The sequence below is a fragment of the Brevundimonas sp. KM4 genome (assembly GCF_000964075.1).
GTDB classification, from domain to species: domain Bacteria; phylum Pseudomonadota; class Alphaproteobacteria; order Caulobacterales; family Caulobacteraceae; genus Brevundimonas; species Brevundimonas huaxiensis.
The window spans coordinates 70,489-89,631 of the sequence record NZ_JZRG01000007.1 but is presented as its reverse complement, the minus strand read 5'-3'; the positions used below and the strand labels follow the sequence as shown (position 1 = coordinate 89,631).

At 67.1% G+C, this 19,143-nt stretch carries 19 protein-coding genes; 11 read left to right on the top strand and 8 right to left on the bottom strand.

Annotated features, from left to right (window positions below):
* Window positions 1-70: 70 nt before the first annotated feature.
* Window positions 71-1,711, top strand: coding sequence for a M28 family peptidase (locus tag VH88_RS04095; protein WP_052689483.1), 1,641 nt, complete (start codon window positions 71-73; stop codon window positions 1,709-1,711).
* 3 nt (window positions 1,712-1,714) lie between these two features.
* Here VH88_RS04095 and VH88_RS04090 read toward each other — a convergent pair whose 3' ends face one another.
* Window positions 1,715-3,145 (bottom strand): short-chain fatty acyl-CoA regulator family protein, encoded by a 1,431-nt coding sequence (locus VH88_RS04090; RefSeq protein WP_045810111.1) that lies wholly within the window; start codon window positions 3,143-3,145, stop codon window positions 1,715-1,717.
* A 156-nt stretch (window positions 3,146-3,301) separates the two neighbouring features.
* Here VH88_RS04090 and aceA point away from each other — a divergent pair, with 156 nt between their 5' ends.
* On the top strand, window positions 3,302-4,582 hold the full coding sequence (gene aceA, locus VH88_RS04085; protein ID WP_045810110.1) for an isocitrate lyase: 1,281 nt from the start codon (window positions 3,302-3,304) through the stop codon (window positions 4,580-4,582).
* 19 nt (window positions 4,583-4,601) lie between these two features.
* Window positions 4,602-4,811: a hypothetical protein gene (locus VH88_RS04080; RefSeq protein WP_045810109.1), complete on the top strand. Its 210-nt coding sequence runs from the start codon at window positions 4,602-4,604 to the stop codon at window positions 4,809-4,811.
* Window positions 4,812-4,882: 71 nt separating this feature from the next.
* On the opposite strand, the gene VH88_RS04075 is transcribed toward VH88_RS04080, so the two are convergent.
* Together VH88_RS04075 and VH88_RS04070 are read right to left on the bottom strand one after the other, a co-directional pair.
* Entirely contained in the window at window positions 4,883-6,016 is a 1,134-nt protein-coding gene (locus VH88_RS04075; protein ID WP_045810108.1) for a hypothetical protein, read from the bottom strand.
* An 83-nt stretch (window positions 6,017-6,099) separates the two neighbouring features.
* Entirely contained in the window at window positions 6,100-7,035 is a 936-nt protein-coding gene (locus VH88_RS04070; protein ID WP_017504159.1) for a ribose-phosphate pyrophosphokinase, read from the bottom strand.
* A 190-nt stretch (window positions 7,036-7,225) separates the two neighbouring features.
* On the opposite strand from VH88_RS04070, the gene VH88_RS04065 reads away from it, so the two are divergent.
* A complete protein-coding gene (locus VH88_RS04065) occupies window positions 7,226-8,080 on the top strand; it encodes an outer membrane protein assembly factor BamD (RefSeq protein ID WP_039245588.1) in 855 nt (284 codons plus the stop codon).
* Between the two features lie 76 nt (window positions 8,081-8,156).
* The gene (gene recN, locus VH88_RS04060) at window positions 8,157-9,854 is read left to right on the top strand and encodes a DNA repair protein RecN (RefSeq protein ID WP_045810107.1); all 1,698 of its coding nucleotides are present in this window, start codon (window positions 8,157-8,159) and stop codon (window positions 9,852-9,854) included.
* 9 nt (window positions 9,855-9,863) lie between these two features.
* Here recN and VH88_RS04055 read toward each other — a convergent pair whose 3' ends face one another.
* From VH88_RS04055 to VH88_RS04040, 4 genes are all read right to left on the bottom strand, one after another.
* A complete protein-coding gene (locus VH88_RS04055) occupies window positions 9,864-10,769 on the bottom strand; it encodes a hypothetical protein (RefSeq protein WP_045810106.1) in 906 nt (301 codons plus the stop codon).
* 88 nt (window positions 10,770-10,857) lie between these two features.
* Window positions 10,858-11,373 (bottom strand): hypothetical protein, encoded by a 516-nt coding sequence (locus VH88_RS04050; RefSeq protein ID WP_045810105.1) that lies wholly within the window; start codon window positions 11,371-11,373, stop codon window positions 10,858-10,860.
* A gap of 5 nt (window positions 11,374-11,378) precedes the next feature.
* Entirely contained in the window at window positions 11,379-12,164 is a 786-nt protein-coding gene (gene xth / locus VH88_RS04045) for an exodeoxyribonuclease III (RefSeq protein WP_045810154.1), read from the bottom strand.
* Between the two features lie 100 nt (window positions 12,165-12,264).
* Entirely contained in the window at window positions 12,265-13,194 is a 930-nt protein-coding gene (locus tag VH88_RS04040; protein WP_045810104.1) for a hypothetical protein, read from the bottom strand.
* A gap of 127 nt (window positions 13,195-13,321) precedes the next feature.
* Here VH88_RS04040 and VH88_RS04035 point away from each other — a divergent pair, with 127 nt between their 5' ends.
* Genes VH88_RS04035 through VH88_RS04010 form a run of 6 tightly spaced genes read left to right on the top strand, consistent with a single transcriptional unit; the run spans window position 13,322 to window position 18,185 of the window.
* Window positions 13,322-14,407: an MBL fold metallo-hydrolase gene (locus VH88_RS04035; RefSeq protein ID WP_045810153.1), complete on the top strand. Its 1,086-nt coding sequence runs from the start codon at window positions 13,322-13,324 to the stop codon at window positions 14,405-14,407.
* Entirely contained in the window at window positions 14,404-15,177 is a 774-nt protein-coding gene (locus tag VH88_RS04030; protein WP_045810103.1) for an enoyl-CoA hydratase, read from the top strand. Before VH88_RS04035 ends, VH88_RS04030 begins: the two co-directional genes overlap by 4 nt.
* A 59-nt stretch (window positions 15,178-15,236) precedes the next feature.
* Entirely contained in the window at window positions 15,237-15,731 is a 495-nt protein-coding gene (locus VH88_RS04025; RefSeq protein WP_045810152.1) for a GNAT family N-acetyltransferase, read from the top strand.
* A 38-nt stretch (window positions 15,732-15,769) separates the two neighbouring features.
* Window positions 15,770-16,315: a DUF1285 domain-containing protein gene (locus VH88_RS04020; RefSeq protein WP_045810102.1), complete on the top strand. Its 546-nt coding sequence runs from the start codon at window positions 15,770-15,772 to the stop codon at window positions 16,313-16,315.
* The gene (locus tag VH88_RS04015; protein WP_045810101.1) at window positions 16,312-16,974 is read left to right on the top strand and encodes a CoA pyrophosphatase; all 663 of its coding nucleotides are present in this window, start codon (window positions 16,312-16,314) and stop codon (window positions 16,972-16,974) included. The genes VH88_RS04020 and VH88_RS04015 overlap by 4 nt, the downstream gene beginning before the upstream one ends.
* Window positions 16,971-18,185 (top strand): CCA tRNA nucleotidyltransferase, encoded by a 1,215-nt coding sequence (locus VH88_RS04010; protein WP_045810100.1) that lies wholly within the window; start codon window positions 16,971-16,973, stop codon window positions 18,183-18,185. The genes VH88_RS04015 and VH88_RS04010 overlap by 4 nt, the downstream gene beginning before the upstream one ends.
* Here VH88_RS04010 and VH88_RS04005 read toward each other — a convergent pair.
* Window positions 18,160-19,116 (bottom strand): endonuclease/exonuclease/phosphatase family protein, encoded by a 957-nt coding sequence (locus tag VH88_RS04005; RefSeq protein ID WP_045810099.1) that lies wholly within the window; start codon window positions 19,114-19,116, stop codon window positions 18,160-18,162. The genes VH88_RS04010 and VH88_RS04005 overlap by 26 nt on opposite strands.
* Window positions 19,117-19,143: the final 27 nt, after the last annotated feature.

The following is a 19,143-nucleotide window of genomic DNA, read 5'->3' as shown; positions in this document are numbered from 1 at the left end:
TTTTACATATCGAGATGGGGCGGGGAGGAATCTCCGCCCCTTTTGCCATTCCGCCTGTCGAGTAAATGCAATGATCCATCGCCGTTCACCCCTCGTCGCCCTCGCGGCGCTCGCACTCGCCGCCTGCGCGACGACGCCGGTCGCATCTCCGGCGCCCAAGCTGGACGCCTTCGCCGTCGCCTCAGCCGCGACGCCTCAGTTCAGCGCCCAGCGCCTGTCGGACCACATCAAATATCTGGCGTCGGACGAGTTGGAGGGCCGGTTCCCCGGCCTGATCGGCGAACGGCTGACCCTGGCCTATCTGCAGGCGCAGTATGAGGCGATGGGACTGGAGCCGGGCGGGCGCGACGGATCATGGCTGCAGCCTGTCGATCTGGTCCGGTTCACGCCAGAGCGGGCGCCGACGGCGGCCTGGACCGGGGCGGACGGCGTGTCGCATCCGCTGGTGTCGGGAACAGACATCACCCTGCGGGCCGGGTCGGCGGAACCGGTCGTGACGGCCTCTGCGCCGCTGGTCTTCGCCGGTTACGGCATTTCGGGGCCGACCTGGGACGATTATGGCAATGCGGACCTGACCGGTAAGGTCGTGGTCATTCTGCGCGGCCAGCCGACGGTGATGGGCGAGGATCCCAACTTCTACGGCTCGACCACGCACAAGACCCAGGAGGCGCTGAAGCGGGGAGCCGTGGGCGTCATCACGCTTCAGGACCAGGACAACCGCTGGCGTCGCGCCGTGGGCGGCGCGACCCGGCCGCAGATGACGATCAAGGGCGCGCAGGACCCGCGATTCAGCGGATCGATCAACATGGCCACGGCGACAGCGATCGGCGGCGCGTCCCTGGAAGCCGCCGTGGAGCGGGCGAAGACAACCGGCTTGGGCGGAGCGATCGATCTGGGCGTGCGGCTCAGCGTCGATATCGCCGAGACCACCGAAGTCATCCACTCCAACAATCTGCTGGCCAAGATCCCGGGCACGGAGCGGCCTGACGAGTACGTCTTCTATTCCGCCCACTGGGACCACGTCGGCAAGGCCCGGACGCCGAACGCCGAGGGCGACGACATCTTCAACGGCGCTTGGGACAATGCGTCGGGGACGGCCGGTTTGATCGAGATGGCGCGGGCGTTCAAGGCCGGGCCGGCGCCGAAGCGCACCGTGGTCTTCCTGCACGTCACGGCCGAAGAGCAGGGGCTGTTGGGGTCGGAGGCCTATGCGGCCGAGCCGGTTTATCCGCTGGCTAAGACGGCGGCGGACATCAATATCGACATGCTGCCCTTCACGCCGGCGACGCGCGACGTGGCGGTGTTCGGCGTCGGCAAGTCCGAGCTGGAGGACATCCTGGGCCGGTTCGCGGCCGTGCAGGGACGGGTGGTGACGGGCGACGGCTATCCGGAGGAAGGCTTCTACTACCGCTCCGACCATTTCAACTTCGCGGCCGGAGGGGTGCCGGCGCTGATGCCGTGGACGGGCCGTGACTTCGTCGAGGGCGGGATCGAGGCGGGCAAACCCTATTACGAGGGGGCGATGGCCAAATACTATCACAAGCTGACCGACGAATGGCGGGCCGACTATGATTTCACGGCCGCCTTGCAGAACCTGGACCTGCTGTATCGGCTGGGGCTGACGGTGGCCGACAGCGAGAGCTGGCCTGCGTGGAAGCCGACCGCCGAGTTCCACGCCATCCGCGACCGCACGGCCGATCAGAGGCGCTAGACCTCAGGCCGCGCCGAACGGATAGGGGCTGACGGACTTGGACCAGTCGTCGACCGCAAGCGGGCGGTCGATGGGGGCGGCGGCGCGTTCGGCGCAGGGGTGACGGTGACACAGGCGGCAGGCCGGGCCGATGGGCGTGACCTCGGGGTTCTGCAGGTCGATGCCGTGGGCATACGCCAGACGATGCGCATGACGCAGTTCGCACCCCAGGCCGACGGCGAGGTCGTGGCGCTCGTCATAGCCGTCGTGGCCTTGCCGCTCGACGGTCCGGGCGAAGGTGAACCAGCGGCCGCCGTCTGGAGTCTCGATGATCTGGGTGACGATGCGGCCGGGCGTGCGGAAGGCCGAATGGAGCCGCCAGCGCGGACAGGCGCCGCCGAAGCGCGAGAAGGGAAAGGCGCCCGCCGCATAGCGTTTGGAGATGTTGCCCGCCTGATCGACCCGCATCAGGAAGAAGGGCACGCCGCGCGCCGTGGGGCGTGACAGGGTGGTCAGGCGGTGGGCGGCCTGTTCATAGCTGACGCCGAAACGGGCCTGCAGCCGGGCCAGGTCGTAGCCGGTGTCTTCCGCCGCCCGCTGGAAGTTGGCGTAGGGCATCAGGGTCGCGGCGGCGAGCGTGTTGGTCAGGGCGACCTTCAGCAGCGATCGAGTGGGCGCGTCCGGGGCGTTCGCGGCCTCCGCCAGCGCGTTGAGCGCCGGCCCTTGCTCGGCCAGGGCCAGTTGATAAGCGATGGCGAAGGCGCGCGAGGACGGCCCCAGGGTTTCCGACAGCAGCAGACGGCGGCGGTGCAGGTCGTAACGGCGGGTCCATTCCACCATGACCTCGGCCGGCAGGGTGCGGACGCCCAGATCGTGTTTGGCCGCCAACCGATGACGGGCGGCGGGTTCGAAGCCGTCAGTGTGGGCGGGCGCCTCGGCGGACAGGGCGTCGGACAGGGCCTCGCCCATCTGGTCGAGTTCGGGGAAATGGTTGCCGCGGGACTGGATGTATTCGCGCACCCATTCTGCGGGGCTGGTCTCGATCGGGCTTTCGCCCGTCTCGGCCGCGGCGCGGGCGCGCGTGCGACCGTCATCGAAAGCCTGATAGAGGCGCAGCAGGGCGTCGGCCACGCCGGGCGCCTCTTCCAGCAGTTGCACCAGTTCATGCCGGGGCGCGGACAGGCCCTTGAACAGAGGGTCGGTCAGGATTTCCGTGAGCCGAGCCTCGTCCGCCGCCCCGCCCTGGTTCAGGGCGCGCAGATCGACGTCATAGGTGTCGGCCAATCGCAGCAGCAGCTGGGCTGAGACCGGGCGCTGGTTACGCTCTATGTGATTGAGATAACTTGGAGAAACGTCCAGATCGGCGGCCATGGCGGTCTGGGTGAGGCCCAGATCGCGCCGCAGCCGCTTGAGCCGGGCGCCCAGGAACAGCTTGCGATCAGCGGCGGCGTTCATCGATGCATGTTGTCACAACGTGACTGACTAAGCAAAGTCATAATGTGACAAGACGACTTCGTTTGTGGGCTTCGGTCTGTATCAGTTTTGACCGTCGCGTGTTCTTGTCTTCGAGACGGCGGCTGCGGCCGCGCCCTTCAGAGACCGAGTTCGACCATGACCACCTTCGCCGATCTGGTGCCTTCGCCCGTTGGCCGTTTCGACGGCATCGAGCGCCCCTACACCCCTGAAGACGTCCTGCGCCTGCGCGGCTCGGTGCCGATCACCCATACGCTGGCCGAGCGCGGAGCCAACCGCCTGTGGCAGTTGCTACACGACGAGCCCTTCATCAATGCGTTGGGCGCCGTCACCGGCAACCAGGCCATGCAGATGGTCCGCGCGGGCCTGAAGGCCATCTATCTGTCGGGCTGGCAGGTCGCGGCCGACGCCAACACGGCCGGCGCCATGTATCCCGACCAGTCGCTGTATCCGGCCAACGCCGCGCCGGAGCTGTGCCGCCGCATCAACCGCACCCTGCAACGCGCCGATCAGATCGAACATGCCGAGGGCGGGGCCAAGCGCGACTGGTTCGTTCCCATCGTCGCCGACGCGGAAGCCGGTTTCGGCGGGCCGCTGAACAGCTTTGAGATCATGAAGGCCTTCATCGAGGCGGGTGCGGCCGGCGTCCACTTCGAGGACCAACTGGCGTCCGAGAAGAAGTGCGGCCACTTGGGCGGCAAGGTCCTGATCCCGACCCAGGCGCATGAGCGCAACCTGGTCGCTGCGCGTCTGGCCGCTGACGTCTTGGGCACGCCGACCATAACGGTCGCCCGCACCGACGCCGAAAGCGCGCAGCTGATCACCTCGGACATCGACGAGCGCGACCAGCCCTTCATCGATCGCGACAACCGCACGCCCGAGGGCTTCTTCCGCCTGAAGGAGGGCACGGGTCTGGATCACTGCATCGCGCGAGGTCTGTCCTACGCCAATATCGCCGACCTGCTGTGGTGGGAGACGTCGCATCCGGATCTGGACGACGCCAAGAAGTTCGCGGAAGCCGTTCAGAAGGCCCATCCGGGCAAGCTGATGGCCTACAACTGTTCGCCGTCGTTCAACTGGAAGGCCAAGCTGGACGACGCCACCATCGCCAAGTTCCAGCGCGAGCTGGGGGCCATGGGCTACAAGTTCCAGTTCGTGACCCTGGCCGGCTTCCACAGCCTGAACAATTCCATGTTCGAGCTGGCGGACGGTTATCGCGATCGCGGCATGGCGGCCTATTCGGAGCTGCAACAGCGCGAGTTCGCCAACGAGGCCATCGGTTACACCGCCACGCGTCACCAACGCGAAGTCGGCACCGGCTATTTCGACCAGGTCGCCACGGTCATCTCCAACGGCACGTCCTCGACGACGGCGCTGAAGGACTCGACCGAGACCGCCCAGTTCACCCACGCGGCTTAAACCGGAAAGGAACCCGCAAATGGAACCGCTGACCCGAACCGAAGCCATCATCGACTTCTGCCTGGCGCCCCTGGCGCTCGACACCGGCACGGAGGCCGAACGTGAGGTGCGTCGTCGTCTGACGCACGTGCTTCGGACCTATCAGTCCAAGACCGCAACGCCGGTCGCCGTGGACTTTTCGTCCATGCCGTCACAGGTCATCAACGAGGCGGCGCACGGCTACGAATAGGCTGTCCGCCCAAGAAAAAGGCCCGCCCCGATCGCTCGGAGCGGGCCTTTCGTCGATCTGGGCAGGAAGACCTAGCGCGTCGTCGGGCCGGTGTTCAGCGATTGGGTTGTCGCAACCGCCGGGGTCGGAACGGGCGTCGCTTGCGGGACGGTGACAGAGATGGGCGTGCGCGCCGGCGCGGCGCCGGTTTCCTGAGGATCGCCGACGACGATGGTGGTGATCTGCGTCGCCTCGGTGGTGCAGGTCGCGAGGTCGCGGGTGATGTGGCGGCCCAGGCAGAAGATGTCCTCATAGCTGGGGCGCGAGGCGGCCAGGCACTGGAACAGCATCAGCTTGGACATATCCATGCAGAACTCGCTGTTCGGCTCGTGCGTCAGGGCCTCGGTGTTGACCCGGGCCTCGTCGCCGCCGGCCCCCAGCGCGCCCAGAGCCGCGATGGCCAGAGAGCGGACGACGGCAGGGGTGTAGGGCGGGCCTTTGCGCGACGGCTCCAGTCCCAGACCCGTGCCGCTGTTGGCGGCGGCGAACAGGCGGCTTGATTCCTCCGGCGAGGGCAGCATCTTCACGGCCGACAGGGTCTTTGCGCTTTCCAGCCGCACTTCACGGTTCGGGATGGGGGTGATGGCCCACTGGCGGCGCGGATCGCTGCGGCCCTGGATGGTGTAGGCGTCCTGCTCGATCGCCTCGGCGATGGCGCGCATGGCGATGGCGTCCTTGCCCACCGTCGCCGAGATCAGGCCGGCGGCCGCGTCGGCGCCCGGCAGGGTGGCGGCATAGGCCGGATCGGCGACGATCTGGGCGACCATGCGCTGACGTTGCGCCGGGTCGATCGCATACTGCTGAACGCCGGCGACAAACTCTGGCGACTGCAGGGCGATGATGGCGCCGTATGCGATCAGCCCGCGCGACAGCTGGTCGGCGTCATAAGCCGAACCCTTGCGCAGGGCGGCCTGGATCGATTCCGCATCGGGGAAGCCGCCCGGCTGGATCGTCTGGGCTTCGCGCAAGTAAGCGACGTAGATCGCAGCGGCGTCCGCAACGCCCTGGTTGAGGGACACGGGGGGCGGCTTGCGGGCAGCCAGTTCAGCCGCCAGACGCTGGGCCTCCAGCTCGGCCTTCGAAGGTCCGCTCTCACAGCTGGCGAGCAGGACAGCGGCGGCGAGGGCGGCAGCGGATAGGCCGCGGCTCAGTAGGGCCGTTTTCATGGAGACTTCCTCAGGCGATCACGCGCGCAAAAAGCGCCAACACTGTTGGCGCTTATAAGGCGGGCCTTATGGTTATCCGAAAGTTAATCGAACAGTTTCGAGACCGATTCTTCGTTGGCGATCCGTCGGATAGCCTCTCCGACCAGCGGAGCCACGGAAACCGCTCGGATTTTCGGGCAGTTCAAAACTTCGTGGGGTTGCTCGATGGAGTTGGTGATCACCAGCTCCTTCAGCGGGCCGTCGGTGATGCGCTGGACGGCGGGGCCGGACAGGACGCCGTGGCTGATATAGGCCGAAACCTCGGTCGCGCCCTGGTCGATCAGGGCCTTGGCAGCGTTGACCAGGGTGCCGCCCGAATCGACGATGTCGTCGAACAGGATGCAACGGCGGCCCTGCACGTCGCCGATGATGTTCATGACCTCGCTCTCGCCCGCCTTGGGCCGGCGCTTGTCGACGATGGCGAGATCGGCGTCCAGGCGGCTGGCCAGGGCGCGGGCGCGCACCACGCCGCCGACGTCGGGCGAGACGATCATCAAGTCATCGCCACGGGCGTAGTTTTCCTTGATGTCCTGCGCCAACACGGGGGTCGCGACCAGATTGTCGGTCGGAATATCGAAGAAGCCCTGGATCTGGCCGGCGTGCAAATCCATCGTCAGGACGCGGTCGGCGCCGGCGCGGGTGATCAGATTGGCCACCAGCTTGGCCGAGATCGGCGTGCGGCCTCCTGTCTTACGGTCTTGACGCGCATAGCCGAAATAGGGGATGACGGCCGTGATCCGCTTCGCCGAGGCCCGCACCAGGGCGTCGGTGATGATCAGCAGCTCCATCAGGTTGTCGTTGGCCGGATAGGAGGTCGACTGCAGGATGAAGACGTCCTCGCCGCGGACGTTTTCCTCGATGATGGCGAAGACCTCGTTGTCGGCGAACCGCTTGACCTGGGCCTTGGTCAGGGGCGCATCCAGGTGGTCGGCGATCGCCTGGGACAGTGCGCGGTTGGAGTTGCCTGAGAGCAGCTTCATCGGCCGGTCATCCTTTCGCCGTCATCCGCCCCCCATGAACGGCGGTCGGTTGGCGCGCTCTTTACCAGTGGAGCCGGGCAGGGCAAGTCGTATGCTGAGTTTTCCTCGGCATGGCGCGGCTCGGTCGCGGGTGCTAGAGGTCGCCGCGTTGGTTTTAGGGGAACGGCTTCATGGCCGTCCTTCACACGTCATGGGGTCGTCCTTGTCCGCTTCTAAGTTCCGTTCCGGCATGGTGCTGATGGCCGCGGCGCTCGCCGCAGTGACGATTTCAGGGTGCTCGGGCACCAAGCGTCCCAAGCTGGCCTACGAGGAACGTCCGGTCGAGGCGCTCTACAACACCGGCTATGATCGGCTGCAGCAGCGCCGCTGGTCCGACGCCGTGGACTACTTCCAGGAAGTCGAACGCCAGCACCCCTATTCGGACTGGGCGCGTCGTTCGATCCTGATGCAAATCTACGCCTACTATCAGAACAACGCCTATGCCGACGCCATCGCGGCGGCCGACCGGTTCATCCAGCTGTTTCCCGGCAATCCGTCGGCGTCCTACGCCTTCTACATGAAGGCGGTCTGCAATTTCGAGCAGATCACCGACGTCGGTCGTGACCAGGGTTACGCAACCGCCGCCTTGGCGGGTCTGAAGGATGTCTCGCGCCGCTATCCGGGCACGCCCTATGCCTCGGACGCCGCCGTCAAGATCGACATGGTCAACGACCAGCTGGCCGGCAAGGAAATGAACATCGGCCGCTACTATCAGCGCGCCAACCAGCCGCTGGCGGCGCTGAACCGCTACAAGGCCGTGATCGCCAACCCGGACTTCCAGCGCACTTCGCACACGCCCGAAGCCCTGTATCGTCTGGTCGAGGTCAACCTTCAGCTGGGTCTGAAGGAAGAGGCGACGCGGAACGGCGCCGTGCTGGGCTACAACTATCCGGGCAGCCCGTGGTACGCTGAGGCCTATGCGCTGCTGACCGAAAACGGCCAGACGCCGGACAAGGCGCCCGAGGGCAAGCGCGAGAGCTGGCTGCAGCGGATCATTCCGGGCTGATCACGCTACGGCTTGTGCAATCCGGCGGGGATCGGGATTCTGTCGGTCATGATTCGTTCCGCCGGCGCCTGACGCGATGCTGACCGCCCTTTCCATTCGTGACGTCGTCCTTGTGGACGTGCTCGATCTCGAGGTCGAGAACGGCCTGACCGTGCTGACCGGCGAAACCGGGGCGGGCAAGTCGATCATTCTGGACGCGCTTGGCCTGGCGCTCGGCGGACGCGGCGACGCAGGCCTGGTGCGCAATGGCGCGAAACAGGCCGTGGCCACCGCCGTGTTTTCGGCTCCCGACGATCCCGATTTGCTGGCCCTGATCGCCGGAAAGGGGTTCGAGGTTCAGCCGGGGGAGGATTTGATCCTTCGCCGCGTCCTAGGCGCCGACGGCCGCAGCCGGGCCTATGTCAACGATCAGCCGGCCGGGGTGACGGCTGTGCGCGAGATCGGCGCGGCCTTGGTCGAGGTGCACGGACAGCATGAGACGGTGGGCCTGCTGGATTGGCGCACCCACCGGGCGTCGCTGGACGCCTATGGCGGACTGCAGCCGCAGTTGTCGGCGGTCGCCTCGGCCTCCGCCAAGCTCAAGGCCGCCGAGGCCAGGCTGGCCGAGCTGAAGGCGCAGGCGGCGGACGCCGATGCGCGGCGCGAGGAGATCAGCCTCAATCTCTCCGAGCTGGATGCGCTGGATCCGCGCGCCGACGAAGAGACGGAATTGGCAGGCGAACGCGCCCTGCTGGGCGCCGCCGAAAAGGCCATTGCGGATCTGGGCGACGCCCGCACGCAGCTTGGCGGCGACAAGCTGAGCCAGAAGCTGGGCGCGGCGCTGAGGGCCGTCGAACATGCGCGCCAGAGGGCAGGGCAAGCGGGCGCCGAGGGCGATCATCCTGTCATCGTCAAACTGTCGGCCGCCGTGGAGGCGATCGACCGCACCATGGTCGAGGCGGCGGAAGCCCTCGCCGCCGTGGACGCCGCCGCTGACGCCTTCGACTATGAGCCCGGCCGTCTGGACAAGGCCGAGGAGCGTCTGTTCGCCCTGCGCGCCGCCGCTCGCAAGCTGCACACCACCGTCGACGCCCTGCCGACCCTGCGCATTCGCCTGCGCGAGCAGTTGCGGCTGATCGAGGATGGCGAGGAGGCGCTGGCCAACGCCGGGCGCGAGGCGGCCGAGGCGGCGCAAGCCTATGACCTGGCGGCCACCTTCCTGACCTCGGCGCGGGAAGCCGCCGCCGAACGCCTGACCGCCGCCGTCATGGCAGAGCTGGGTCCGCTGAAGCTGGAGCGCGCCCGGTTCCGCGTGGCGCTGGAACCGATTGAGGGCCGGCGCGGGCCGGACGGCGTCGAGACGGTGCGCTTCCAGATCGCCACGAACGCCGGAACCGACTTCGGCCCGCTGGACGCCATTGCTTCAGGCGGCGAACTGGCGCGTTTCGCCTTGGCGATGAAGGCGGCCCTGGCGAGCCGTGAGGACATGCGCCAGCCCGTGATGATCTTCGACGAGGTGGATCAGGGAGTCGGCGGCGCGGTGGCCGAGGCGGTGGGTTCGCGCCTGAAACGCCTGTCGAGCGGGGCTCAGGTCCTGGTCGTGACCCATAGCCCCCAGGTCGCAGCGCGTGGTCACGCCCACTGGAAGGTGATGAAGGCCGATCGCGACGGCCTGACGACCACCACCGTCGTCGCCCTGGACGACCAGCGCCGTCAGGAAGAGATTGCACGCATGCTATCCGGGGCGGAGATCACCGACGAAGCCCGCGCAGCGGCGCGAGCTTTAATCGGCTGACTGAACGTTTTAGACGCCCAGGATCCAGCCTTCTTCCTGTTCGACCTGGGCGATCAGTTCCGGCGTGGCGTCCTTGGGCGGGGCGAACGCCGCGGCCAGATCGCCGGCCTCGTCCATCCGGGCGAGCGCTTCAGCCGTTGAGCGGACTTGGGCCTGGTCCTTGAACTCACCGGGTTGAGGCTTGGTCTCGTGCATCGACGGCCAGACCTCGACGACCAGGGCCGACAAGGGTTCCACGTCATCGGGCGTCAGCGCGCGCCAGCCGGTGCCGAAGGGCCAGACGGCGCCTGATGGGCCGAGGCTTTCCAGCAGCCGCCGCACAGCCGGGATGCCGACCAGGGTCTGGCCGCCCACCGCGCCCGCGCCGTGCATCTGCCACACGCTCTTGGGCTGAAGCCGGCCCTTGCGGGCGGCGTTTTCTGTGGCGCGGAACTCGGGGATGTCGGCGCCGGAGCCGACGGGCGGTTTGGTCGTGGTCAACCAGCGCTGGGCCTGTTTGGCCGGCGCGCCCCACAGAGGCCAGGCCTCGTCGGTCATCAGCCGGTTCATCTTGGCCGCGACCTGATAGCGGTTGTTGGTGTTGTCGGCCTTGTCCACGATGTTGGAGGCGATGAACTTCCACATGGCTTGCCACGGGGTTCCGTCCAACTTCAGCCGCGCGGCCGTGCCGACGGGATAACCGAAGTTGAAGTCTAGCCCGACCAGCACCCGGTCGCCGCGCTTTCTGTGGTCCGCCAGGATCGACGCCAGAAGGGCTTCGCCTTCGGCCCGGGTCGCGACATTGTGCGTCTCGGTATAGAGGCGGAAACGCACGTCGCGTTTGGCCACGCCGATCCACAGCGAGGTGTCGCCGAGCTTCTTGGTTTCGGCGGCGGTCCAGTCGGCGACGATATAGGCGTCGAAAAGGCGGGCCAAGGCGGCCTCCCTGATAAAGGCATGTCGGTTAGGAGTGAGCCGGGCTTCTAACGCCGCATCGCGGCGACTGAAAGGCCCATGCGGCGTCTCAGCCCTTCAGCAGGGCTTCCAGATGCGACAACCAGCGGCGGCCGAGACGGAGCGCCTCGCCAGGGGAGCCGGTCTGGACGGGCAGGGCGGCGTCCCACAGGGCCAGTTCGAACTCCGGGTGGCGGGCGTCGGCGAACATCAGCCGCAGAACGACATGTTCGGCATCGGGCGCCAGCACGTCCAGTGATTTGCGCGCCTCGCCCCGGCGGATGCGGGCGACGACGTGGCCGTCCACGATGATCTCGCCCCCCTCCACCTCATCGAAGGCATAGACCAGGCCATGGGCGCCGTTGGCCCACAGCACGACCACCTGTTCGACGTCGAAGTTCAGGGCGCAGGCGCGACCTTCGCCCGGCGAGAGGGCCTCGACCTCTGGCGCGGCGCCCAGGGTTTTGAGCATGGCGCGGTGCAGGCGGCGCGGCGGCTCCATCCACCACGACAGCGCCAGGGCCAGGGTCGTCAGCAGGGCCGCCGCGAGGGCGATCAGCAACACCACCCGCAAGACGTCGGCCATGGTCGTCAGGCCTCCAGATCGAGATCGACCACCACGGGAACGTGGTCGCTGGGTTTTTCCATGTCGCGGGCGTCGCGGTGGGTCTCGATTCCTCGGAACCGGTCGGCGGCCTGGGGCGACAGCAGGGCGAAGTCGATGCGGATGCCATGGTCACGCTGCCAGGCGCCGGCCTGATAGTCCCAGAAGGTATAGGTTCCCGCCGGTTCGCCGCCGAGCTCGTGCGCGTCGGCCAGGCCCAGGTTCTTGAGCGCGCGGAAAGCCTGGCGGCTCTGGGGTTGGAAGAGGGCGTCGTCGGTCCAGGCGGCCGGATTCTTGGCGTCTTCGGCTTCCGGGATGACATTGTAGTCGCCGCACAGCGCCAGCGGCTCCTCGAACGCCAGCAGGTCCTGGGCATGGCGGTTCAACCGATCGAACCAGGCCAGCTTGTAATCGAATTTCTCGGTCGCGATCGGATTGCCGTTCGGCAGATAGAGGGCGCCGATGCGAATGGGCCGGGGCGCCTCGACCAAGGCCTCGATATAGCGCGCCTGTTCGTCGGTCTCGTCGCCGGGCAGGCCGCGTCGGATGTCGGACAGCGGATACTTCGACAGCAGGGCGACGCCGTTGTAGCTCTTCTGCCCGTGGGTCTCGACGTTGTAGCCCAGGCTCTCGAAGGCCTCTCGCGGGAACTTCTCGTCCACGCATTTGATTTCCTGGAAACAGGCGACGTCGGGGGCGGCCTGCTCCAGCCACGCCAGCACGGTGGGCAGGCGGGCGTTGACGGAGTTCACGTTCCAAGTGGCGATGCGCATGACGGCGACGCTAGGCTGCGTCTCGGTTTTGGAAAAGAGGGCGCAAAAGAAAAGGGCCGCCGGATCGCTCCGACGGCCCTTCGTCAAGTTTGTCGCTCGGTTAGGGGCGACCGCCGGCCGGGGCCGCCGCAACGGCCGGAGCGGTCGTCAGCTTGCAGCCGCCGCCGATCTGCTGAGCGGTGGCGCAGGGGTAGATCTGCTGCACGACATTCTCGGCGTTCAGTCGGGCGATGACGCCATCGGCGCCGTCGCACTTGGCTTCATAGAAGATGCCGTTGGCATTCTTGCCCATCAGGCGGGCTTCAGTCACATTACAAGAAGCGGCATCTGAGCCTGCCAGCCACTTCTTGACTGAGGCCGCGATTTCTCCAGTCGTTGTGTAACGGCAGGTGGCGTTCTCAGCAACGACTTGGATGCAGGGTGTTTTGCTCCAAGCGTCGTTGACCTTCTTGATCCAGTATCCCTGCTCGCCAGAACAACCAGCCTCATAAACAATTGCGTTGTCGTTCGCGCGGCCGACCACGCTGACCTCATCCACGGTGCAGGGCACTTCCGCCTGTTGCGCATATTCCTTCAGGAAACGCTGCGTGTCCTGATTAGCGGGAATCGTGCACTGGGGCGGCACGGGAGCTTGAGGATCAGCAGCGCGCGCCGCCGCCGCAGTGTGAGCGATGAGAACGCAATCTGTGGCCAGAGGAGGCGTCTTTGTTTCTATGATGTAACCAGGGCCAGCGGAACAAGCGACCTCGTAGATGGACGTCTGGATGGCCGTAATTCCAAGCAGCTTGGCTTCTGTGACCTGACAACCCGTGCCAGCCTGAGTGGCCTGCTCCTGGGCGTTGGCCTTGATTTGCTCCGGCGTGAGACGTGGAGCGCGTGGCGCCCGGGTGCTGCCCATCCGGGCATTGCCTGACGCGCGAACAGCATTGTCACGCTGTTCTTCCGAACGTGTTTGGGCCGAGACGGGAGACACGGCCGCGGCCGTGACGGCCACAACCGCCATGGCAAGGGCGGCGATGGAGAACTTCATGAAGAACCTCGGGAGCCTGAATTAGAAAGCTGATGGTGTGGCGCTGGAAGATTGTGGGGTCAAGGCGGGTGTGGACGGCGGCGAGGGACACGGGCTAAGTATCTGCGCGTTTCGATTGGAGACTGACTTGGCTGATGGGACGGCGCCGACGGCGGTTGCGAAGGATGGGCGGGGGCTGACCTATCCGTTCGACGCCGTGCCCGGCGCGGGCGAGGCGATCGAGGTTGCGCGCGGCGTGCTGTGGCTGCGGTTCGCCCTTCCGTTTCAACTGGATCATGTAAATGTTTACGCGATCCGGGACGGGGACGGTTGGGTCGTCGTCGATACGGGCCTGAAGACTTCGGCGACCATCGCGGCGTGGGAAACGGCGCTGGATGGCGCGCTGGGCGGCAAGCCCGTGACGCGGCTGATCTGCACCCATATGCATCCCGATCACATCGGACTGGCGGGCTGGCTTTGCGAGCGGTCGGGCGCGCTGCTGCTGATGTCGCGACTGGAATATGTGACGGCGCGGATGTTGATGGCCGAGGAGGCAGGCGATGCGCCAGCGGACGGAGAGCGGTATTATCGTGCGGCGGGCTGGAGCGACGATCAGGTTGCGCGCTGGCGGGCCGACTACGGCGGGTTCGGCAAGGGCGTGGCGACGATGCCGCGCAGCTATCTCCGACTGTCCGACGGCGACAGCCTTCAGATCGACGACGACGACTGGAGCGTGGTCGTCGGGTCGGGGCATAGTCCCGAGCACGTCTGCCTGTGGCGGCGGTCGGACGACGTCTTCATCGCCGGGGATCAGATCCTGCCGCGTATTTCGTCCAACGTTTCGGTCTGGCCGACGGAGCCTGAAGCCGATCCGCTGGGCGACTGGATGGACTCTCTGGACAGACTGAGGGCGCTGTTGCCGGAGGGCGCATTTATCCTGCCGGCGCATGGCGAGCCCTTCTATGGCGTCCAAGCGCGGCTCGACGCGCTGAAGCGGGGCCACGAGGTCGCGTTGAAACGGCTTGAGCGGACGTTGCGTCAACCGTCTAGGGTGATCGACGGCTTCCCCGCCGTCTTCGGTCGGGCGGTCGGGGACGGGGTACTGGGCATGGCCACGGGCGAGGCCCAGGCGCACCTGAACTATCTGGAGAAGCGCGGCCGCGCCCAGCGGACGCGGGACGAGAGCGGTGTCGACTGGTGGAGCGCCGTCGCACAGGACGAGGAAACGACGTGAGCGAACATATCCGCAGCGAACTGGCCGACGGCGTCCTGACCGTCACCCTGGACCGGGCCGACAAGAAGAACGCCATCACCCAGGCCATGTATTCGGCCCTGGCCGAGGCGACGGAGCGGGCGCGTACCGACGATGCGGTGCGGGTGCTGCTGCTTCGCGCCGAGGGCGACAGCTTCTCGGCCGGCAACGACATTCAGGACTTCATCGCCCTGGGCTCGCAGGGCGCGGGACCGGGCGACATGCCGGTGTTTCGTTTCCTGAAGGCGCTGGCGGATCTGGACAAGCCCGCTGTGGCCGCCGTGAAGGGGCGGGCGGTCGGGATCGGCCTGACCATGCTGTTGCACTGCGATCTGGTGGTTGTGGCCGAGGACGCCCTTCTGTCCGTGCCCTTCGTCAATCTGGCCCTGGCGCCCGAGGCGGCGTCCAGTCTGCTGTTGCCGGCCGTGATCGGTCATCAGCGGGCCTTCGAACTGTTCGCGCTGGGCGAGCCGCTGGATGGCCGGACAGCCCTGGCGTGGGGTATCGCCAATCGCGCGGTCCCGGCCGATCAGGTCGAGGCGACGGCGGCGGAACTGGCGGCCAAGGTGGCGGCCCGCGCGCCCAACTCGATCCGCAAGACCAAACGGCTAATGCGCGACGCCGAAGGTCTGTGGGGACTGATGCAGCGCGAGGGCGAAGCCTTCGGCTCGCAGATGCGCAGTCCCGAGGCGATGGAGGCCTTCATGGCCTTTACGCAAAAGCGGACGCCGGACTTTTCGAAGGCGGGTTGAGCGGCGTCACAAGGCCTTGCCTTGATTTGGCGCAGCTTTGCTTCTAGGTGCGCGCGCCGATGTCGCACGCCCTTTCCATACCTCCGGCCGTAAGCCGTATTGAAGCCGAGACCCCGGCTGACGCCAAAGGCGTGGATGCGCTGGTCATGGCCGCCTTCGGGCCGGGACGGTTCGCCAAGACGGCCGAGCGCCTGCGTGAAGGCTCGCAGCCAGGTGCGGGCTTTGTCGTCAAGCGCGACGGGGAAGTCGTGGGCTCGGTGCGGCTATGGCCGGTCGTGGTTGGGAACACATCGGCCCTGTTTTTGGGACCGATCGCGGTGGACGCCGGCCGCCGGAGCGACGGTCTGGGCGCCGAACTGGTTCAGGCGTGCGTGGATCATGCACGGACGCTGGACGTCGGCGGCGTGCTGCTGGTCGGGGATGCGGCCTATTTCGAGCGGTTCGGATTCGCCCCTGCGCCCGAGGCGATCCTGCCTGGACCTGTGGATCGTCGCCGCGTTCTGTGGCTGGCGACCCGGGTGGATCAGGTTTCGGGTTCGGTTCGCATCGGCTGACCCTTTCCCGCGCGGTTCGCGGGGCCTAAGTCAGGGGGATGGATAATCCCAAGTCAGGACTGAACGCCGTCGCCGAGGCGGCCAAACAGGCGCCCGGCAAGGGGTTGCCGCCGGTGCACCTGTGGCATCCCGAGCATTGCGGCGACATCGATATCGTCATTCGGGCGGACGGTGTCTGGATGCATGAAGGCTCACCCATCGGACGCAAGGAATTGGTGCGGCTGTTCTCGACGGTGCTGAGGAAGGATCCGGACGGCTATCACCTGGTCACGCCGGTCGAAAAGCTGAAGATCACCGTCGAGGATTTGCCGTTCCGGGCTGTCGCGGTGCGGCGGGAAGGCGACGCCCTGATTTTCACCACCGATGTCGGTGACGAGGTGAGGGGCAGCGAGGCCGATCCCATTGTCGTCGAAACCGATCCGACGACGGGTGAGCCGGCGCCGCGCATCCATGTGCGCCGCGATCTGTGGGCGCGCATTGCGCGGTCGGTCTTCTATGAAATCGTCGAAATGGCCCAAGAGGTCGATGGACGCCTGGTCGTTCGGTCGGGCGGCCAGATCTTCTCCTTGGGCGCGGTGACGTGAGCCTGGAGACCCTGAAGGCCCGACTGGTCGATCGGCTGGCGCCGGTCGAGACGTGGCGGCCTGAACTGGTCGCGGCGCGGTCCGATTTCGACCTGAACCCGCAAGCGGCACGGACGGCCAAGGAGCTTCGGCCGGCGGCGGTGCTGATCCCCATCGTGGCGCGGCCCGAGGGGGCGACGGTGCTGCTCACGCGGCGCGCGGACACCCTGGCGCGGCACACGGGGCAGATCGCCTTCCCGGGCGGTCGGCTCGACCCCGGCGAGACCGCAGTTCAGGCGGCGCTGCGCGAAGCGGACGAAGAGGTGGCGCTGGACCCGTCGGCGGTCGAGGTGCTGGGCCTGTCGGACGCCTATGAGACGGGGACCGGATTTCTTGTCACGCCGGTGATCGGTTGGTTGCGCGAGGCGCCGGTCACCACGCCGTCGCCGGACGAGGTCGCCGAGGTGTTCGAGACGCCGTGGGATTTTCTGATGGACGCCGCCAACCATCGTCGCGACTTTTACGATCTGGATGAAGGCTTGCGGCGCTGGTTCTGGGCCATGCCTTGGGGTGAGCGCTACATCTGGGGCGTGACGGCGGGGATTTTAAAGGCGTTGCACGTGCGGCTTTATGGCGACGAGGCTGCGCCAGACGCGGCGGCCGACGAGGATGCGGCATGAGCGTCTCTGTGAAGGGACAGCCCTGGCTGGAAAGCCAGGCGACGCGGGCGGTGATGCGGGCGCTGGAAACGGCGGGCGGTGCGGGCTGCGCGCGGTTCGTGGGCGGCTGCGTGAGGAACAGTCTGTTGGGTCAGCAGGTCGACGACATCGACATCGCCACGCGCTTGCGGCCCGAACAGACCATGGCGGCGCTGAAGGCGGCGGGGTTGAAAGCCGTGCCGACGGGCGTCGAGCACGGCACGGTGACGGGCGTGTCGGAGCGGCGTCCCTATGAGATCACGACCCTGCGTCGCGATGTGGAGACGGATGGACGCCGCGCAGTGGTCGCCTTCACCGAGGACTGGGCCGAGGATGCGGCGCGGCGGGATTTTCGTCTGAACGCCCTTTACGCCGATGCGGCAGGGACGGTGTTCGATCCGACCGGCGGCGGGCTGGAGGATGCGGCGGCGGGGCGCATCGTTTTCGTCGGCGAGGCGGAGACGCGCATCCGCGAGGACTATTTACGTATCCTGCGCTTCTTCCGGTTCTACGCCTGGTACGGGCGGGGTGAGCCAGACGCGGCCGGGCTGGCGGCGTGCGCGGCGCTGAAGGGCGGCATGGCGCAGTTGTCGGCCGAGCGGGTGTCCAAAGAGGTGTTGAAACTGCTGGCGGCGCCCGACCCGCGTGCGGCGGTGCGGGCGATGGCCGAGACCGGCGTGCTGGCCCAGGTGCTGCCGCAGGCCCAGCCGCTGGCGCTGTTCGAGGCGATGTGTGACCTGACTGACGATCCGGTAATGCGGTTGTCGGCCTTGCTGCCCGCAGATGCGGCGGGGGTGACAGAGCTCGCAGGTGGTTTGAGATTGTCGAACGCGGTGCGAGATCGGTTGGCGGCGGCGGTCGCGGATAGGCCTGCCGTTTGGCCGACCATGAGCGACGCCGAGGCGCGCGCGGCGATCTATAGGCTGGGGCGCAGGACGTTCGAGGATCGGCTTATGCGCGCCGAGGCTGCTGGAGGGGGCGATGGCGCGCGGCTGCGGGCGCTGGCTGCCGACTGGACGCCGCCCAAGATGCCGGTCGGGGGGCGCGATCTGGCGCGTCTGGGCCTGAAGCCAGGGCCGGAGACAGGGCGGGTGTTGAAGGCGTTCGAGGACGGTTGGGTCGCTGACGACTTCCCTGGCGAGGGGCATGAGGGGCGGCTGAAGACCCTTATCGCGGCGGCTGAGCGCGGGTGAACTCGGTGACGACGGGGCGGTGATCGGATCCCGTCGGCTCGCCCAGGCGGCGCGTGATCAGGGCCAGATCCGGCGAACGATAGACCTGGTCGATGGTGATGCCGGCGAGGGCGGGGATCTGACTGGGCCAGGTGCCGGGCCAGCCGGGCGCAGGGATCAGGCCCAGGTCGGACTGGATTTGTTTGCCGATGCGGGCGCTGAAGACGCTGTTGAAATCCCCGGCGGCGATGACGGGATGCTCTGGCGCGGCCTTCATCCGCTCGGCCAAGGCCATGACCTGGCTGATCTGACCCCACCGATATTGATAGGGCCAGGGCCGCGTCAGGTGGACGCCGAAGACGTTGATCGGGCCGATGGGCGTCTGGACCGTCGCGCCCACGGCGCTAAGGCCGTCGGGACGCTCGGGCAGGCCTTGCAGGATCGGATAGCGCGAAGCGATGATCGAGCGCGCGTGGTCGCCGGCGCGCGCCTGGCCGATCAGGACGCGGTGAGGATAGTCCGGCAGCAACTGGTCCAGCCGCGACGCCGGCGCCTGCCCCAACTCGACCAGCACCAGGATGTCGGCGTCGGCCGCCGCGATGGACCGGCGCATGGCTGCGACATCGGTGTTGAACACATAGAGATTGGCCGAATAGACCCGCACGATCGGCTGGTCTGGAACGGGCACGCCCTTCATCGGCGTCCATTGCGGCCAGACCGACAGGGTCAGCACCACGCACGCCAATCCACCGACGATTGAGGCCGGCCATAGGCGAAAGAGCAGACAGCCCACGGTCACGCCCACGGCCGCCAGCAACACCGGCGATGTGAACTGCGCCAGGATATCCACCCAGCGATGGCCGATGCCGCTGAGCGCCGCCATGCCGAATGCCGCCAAGCCCAGCAGCAGGGCGCTCGCCGTCACATTCGCCGCCAGCTTTATCAGGGTCATCGAAGACGTATCTCTCGGATTGAACAG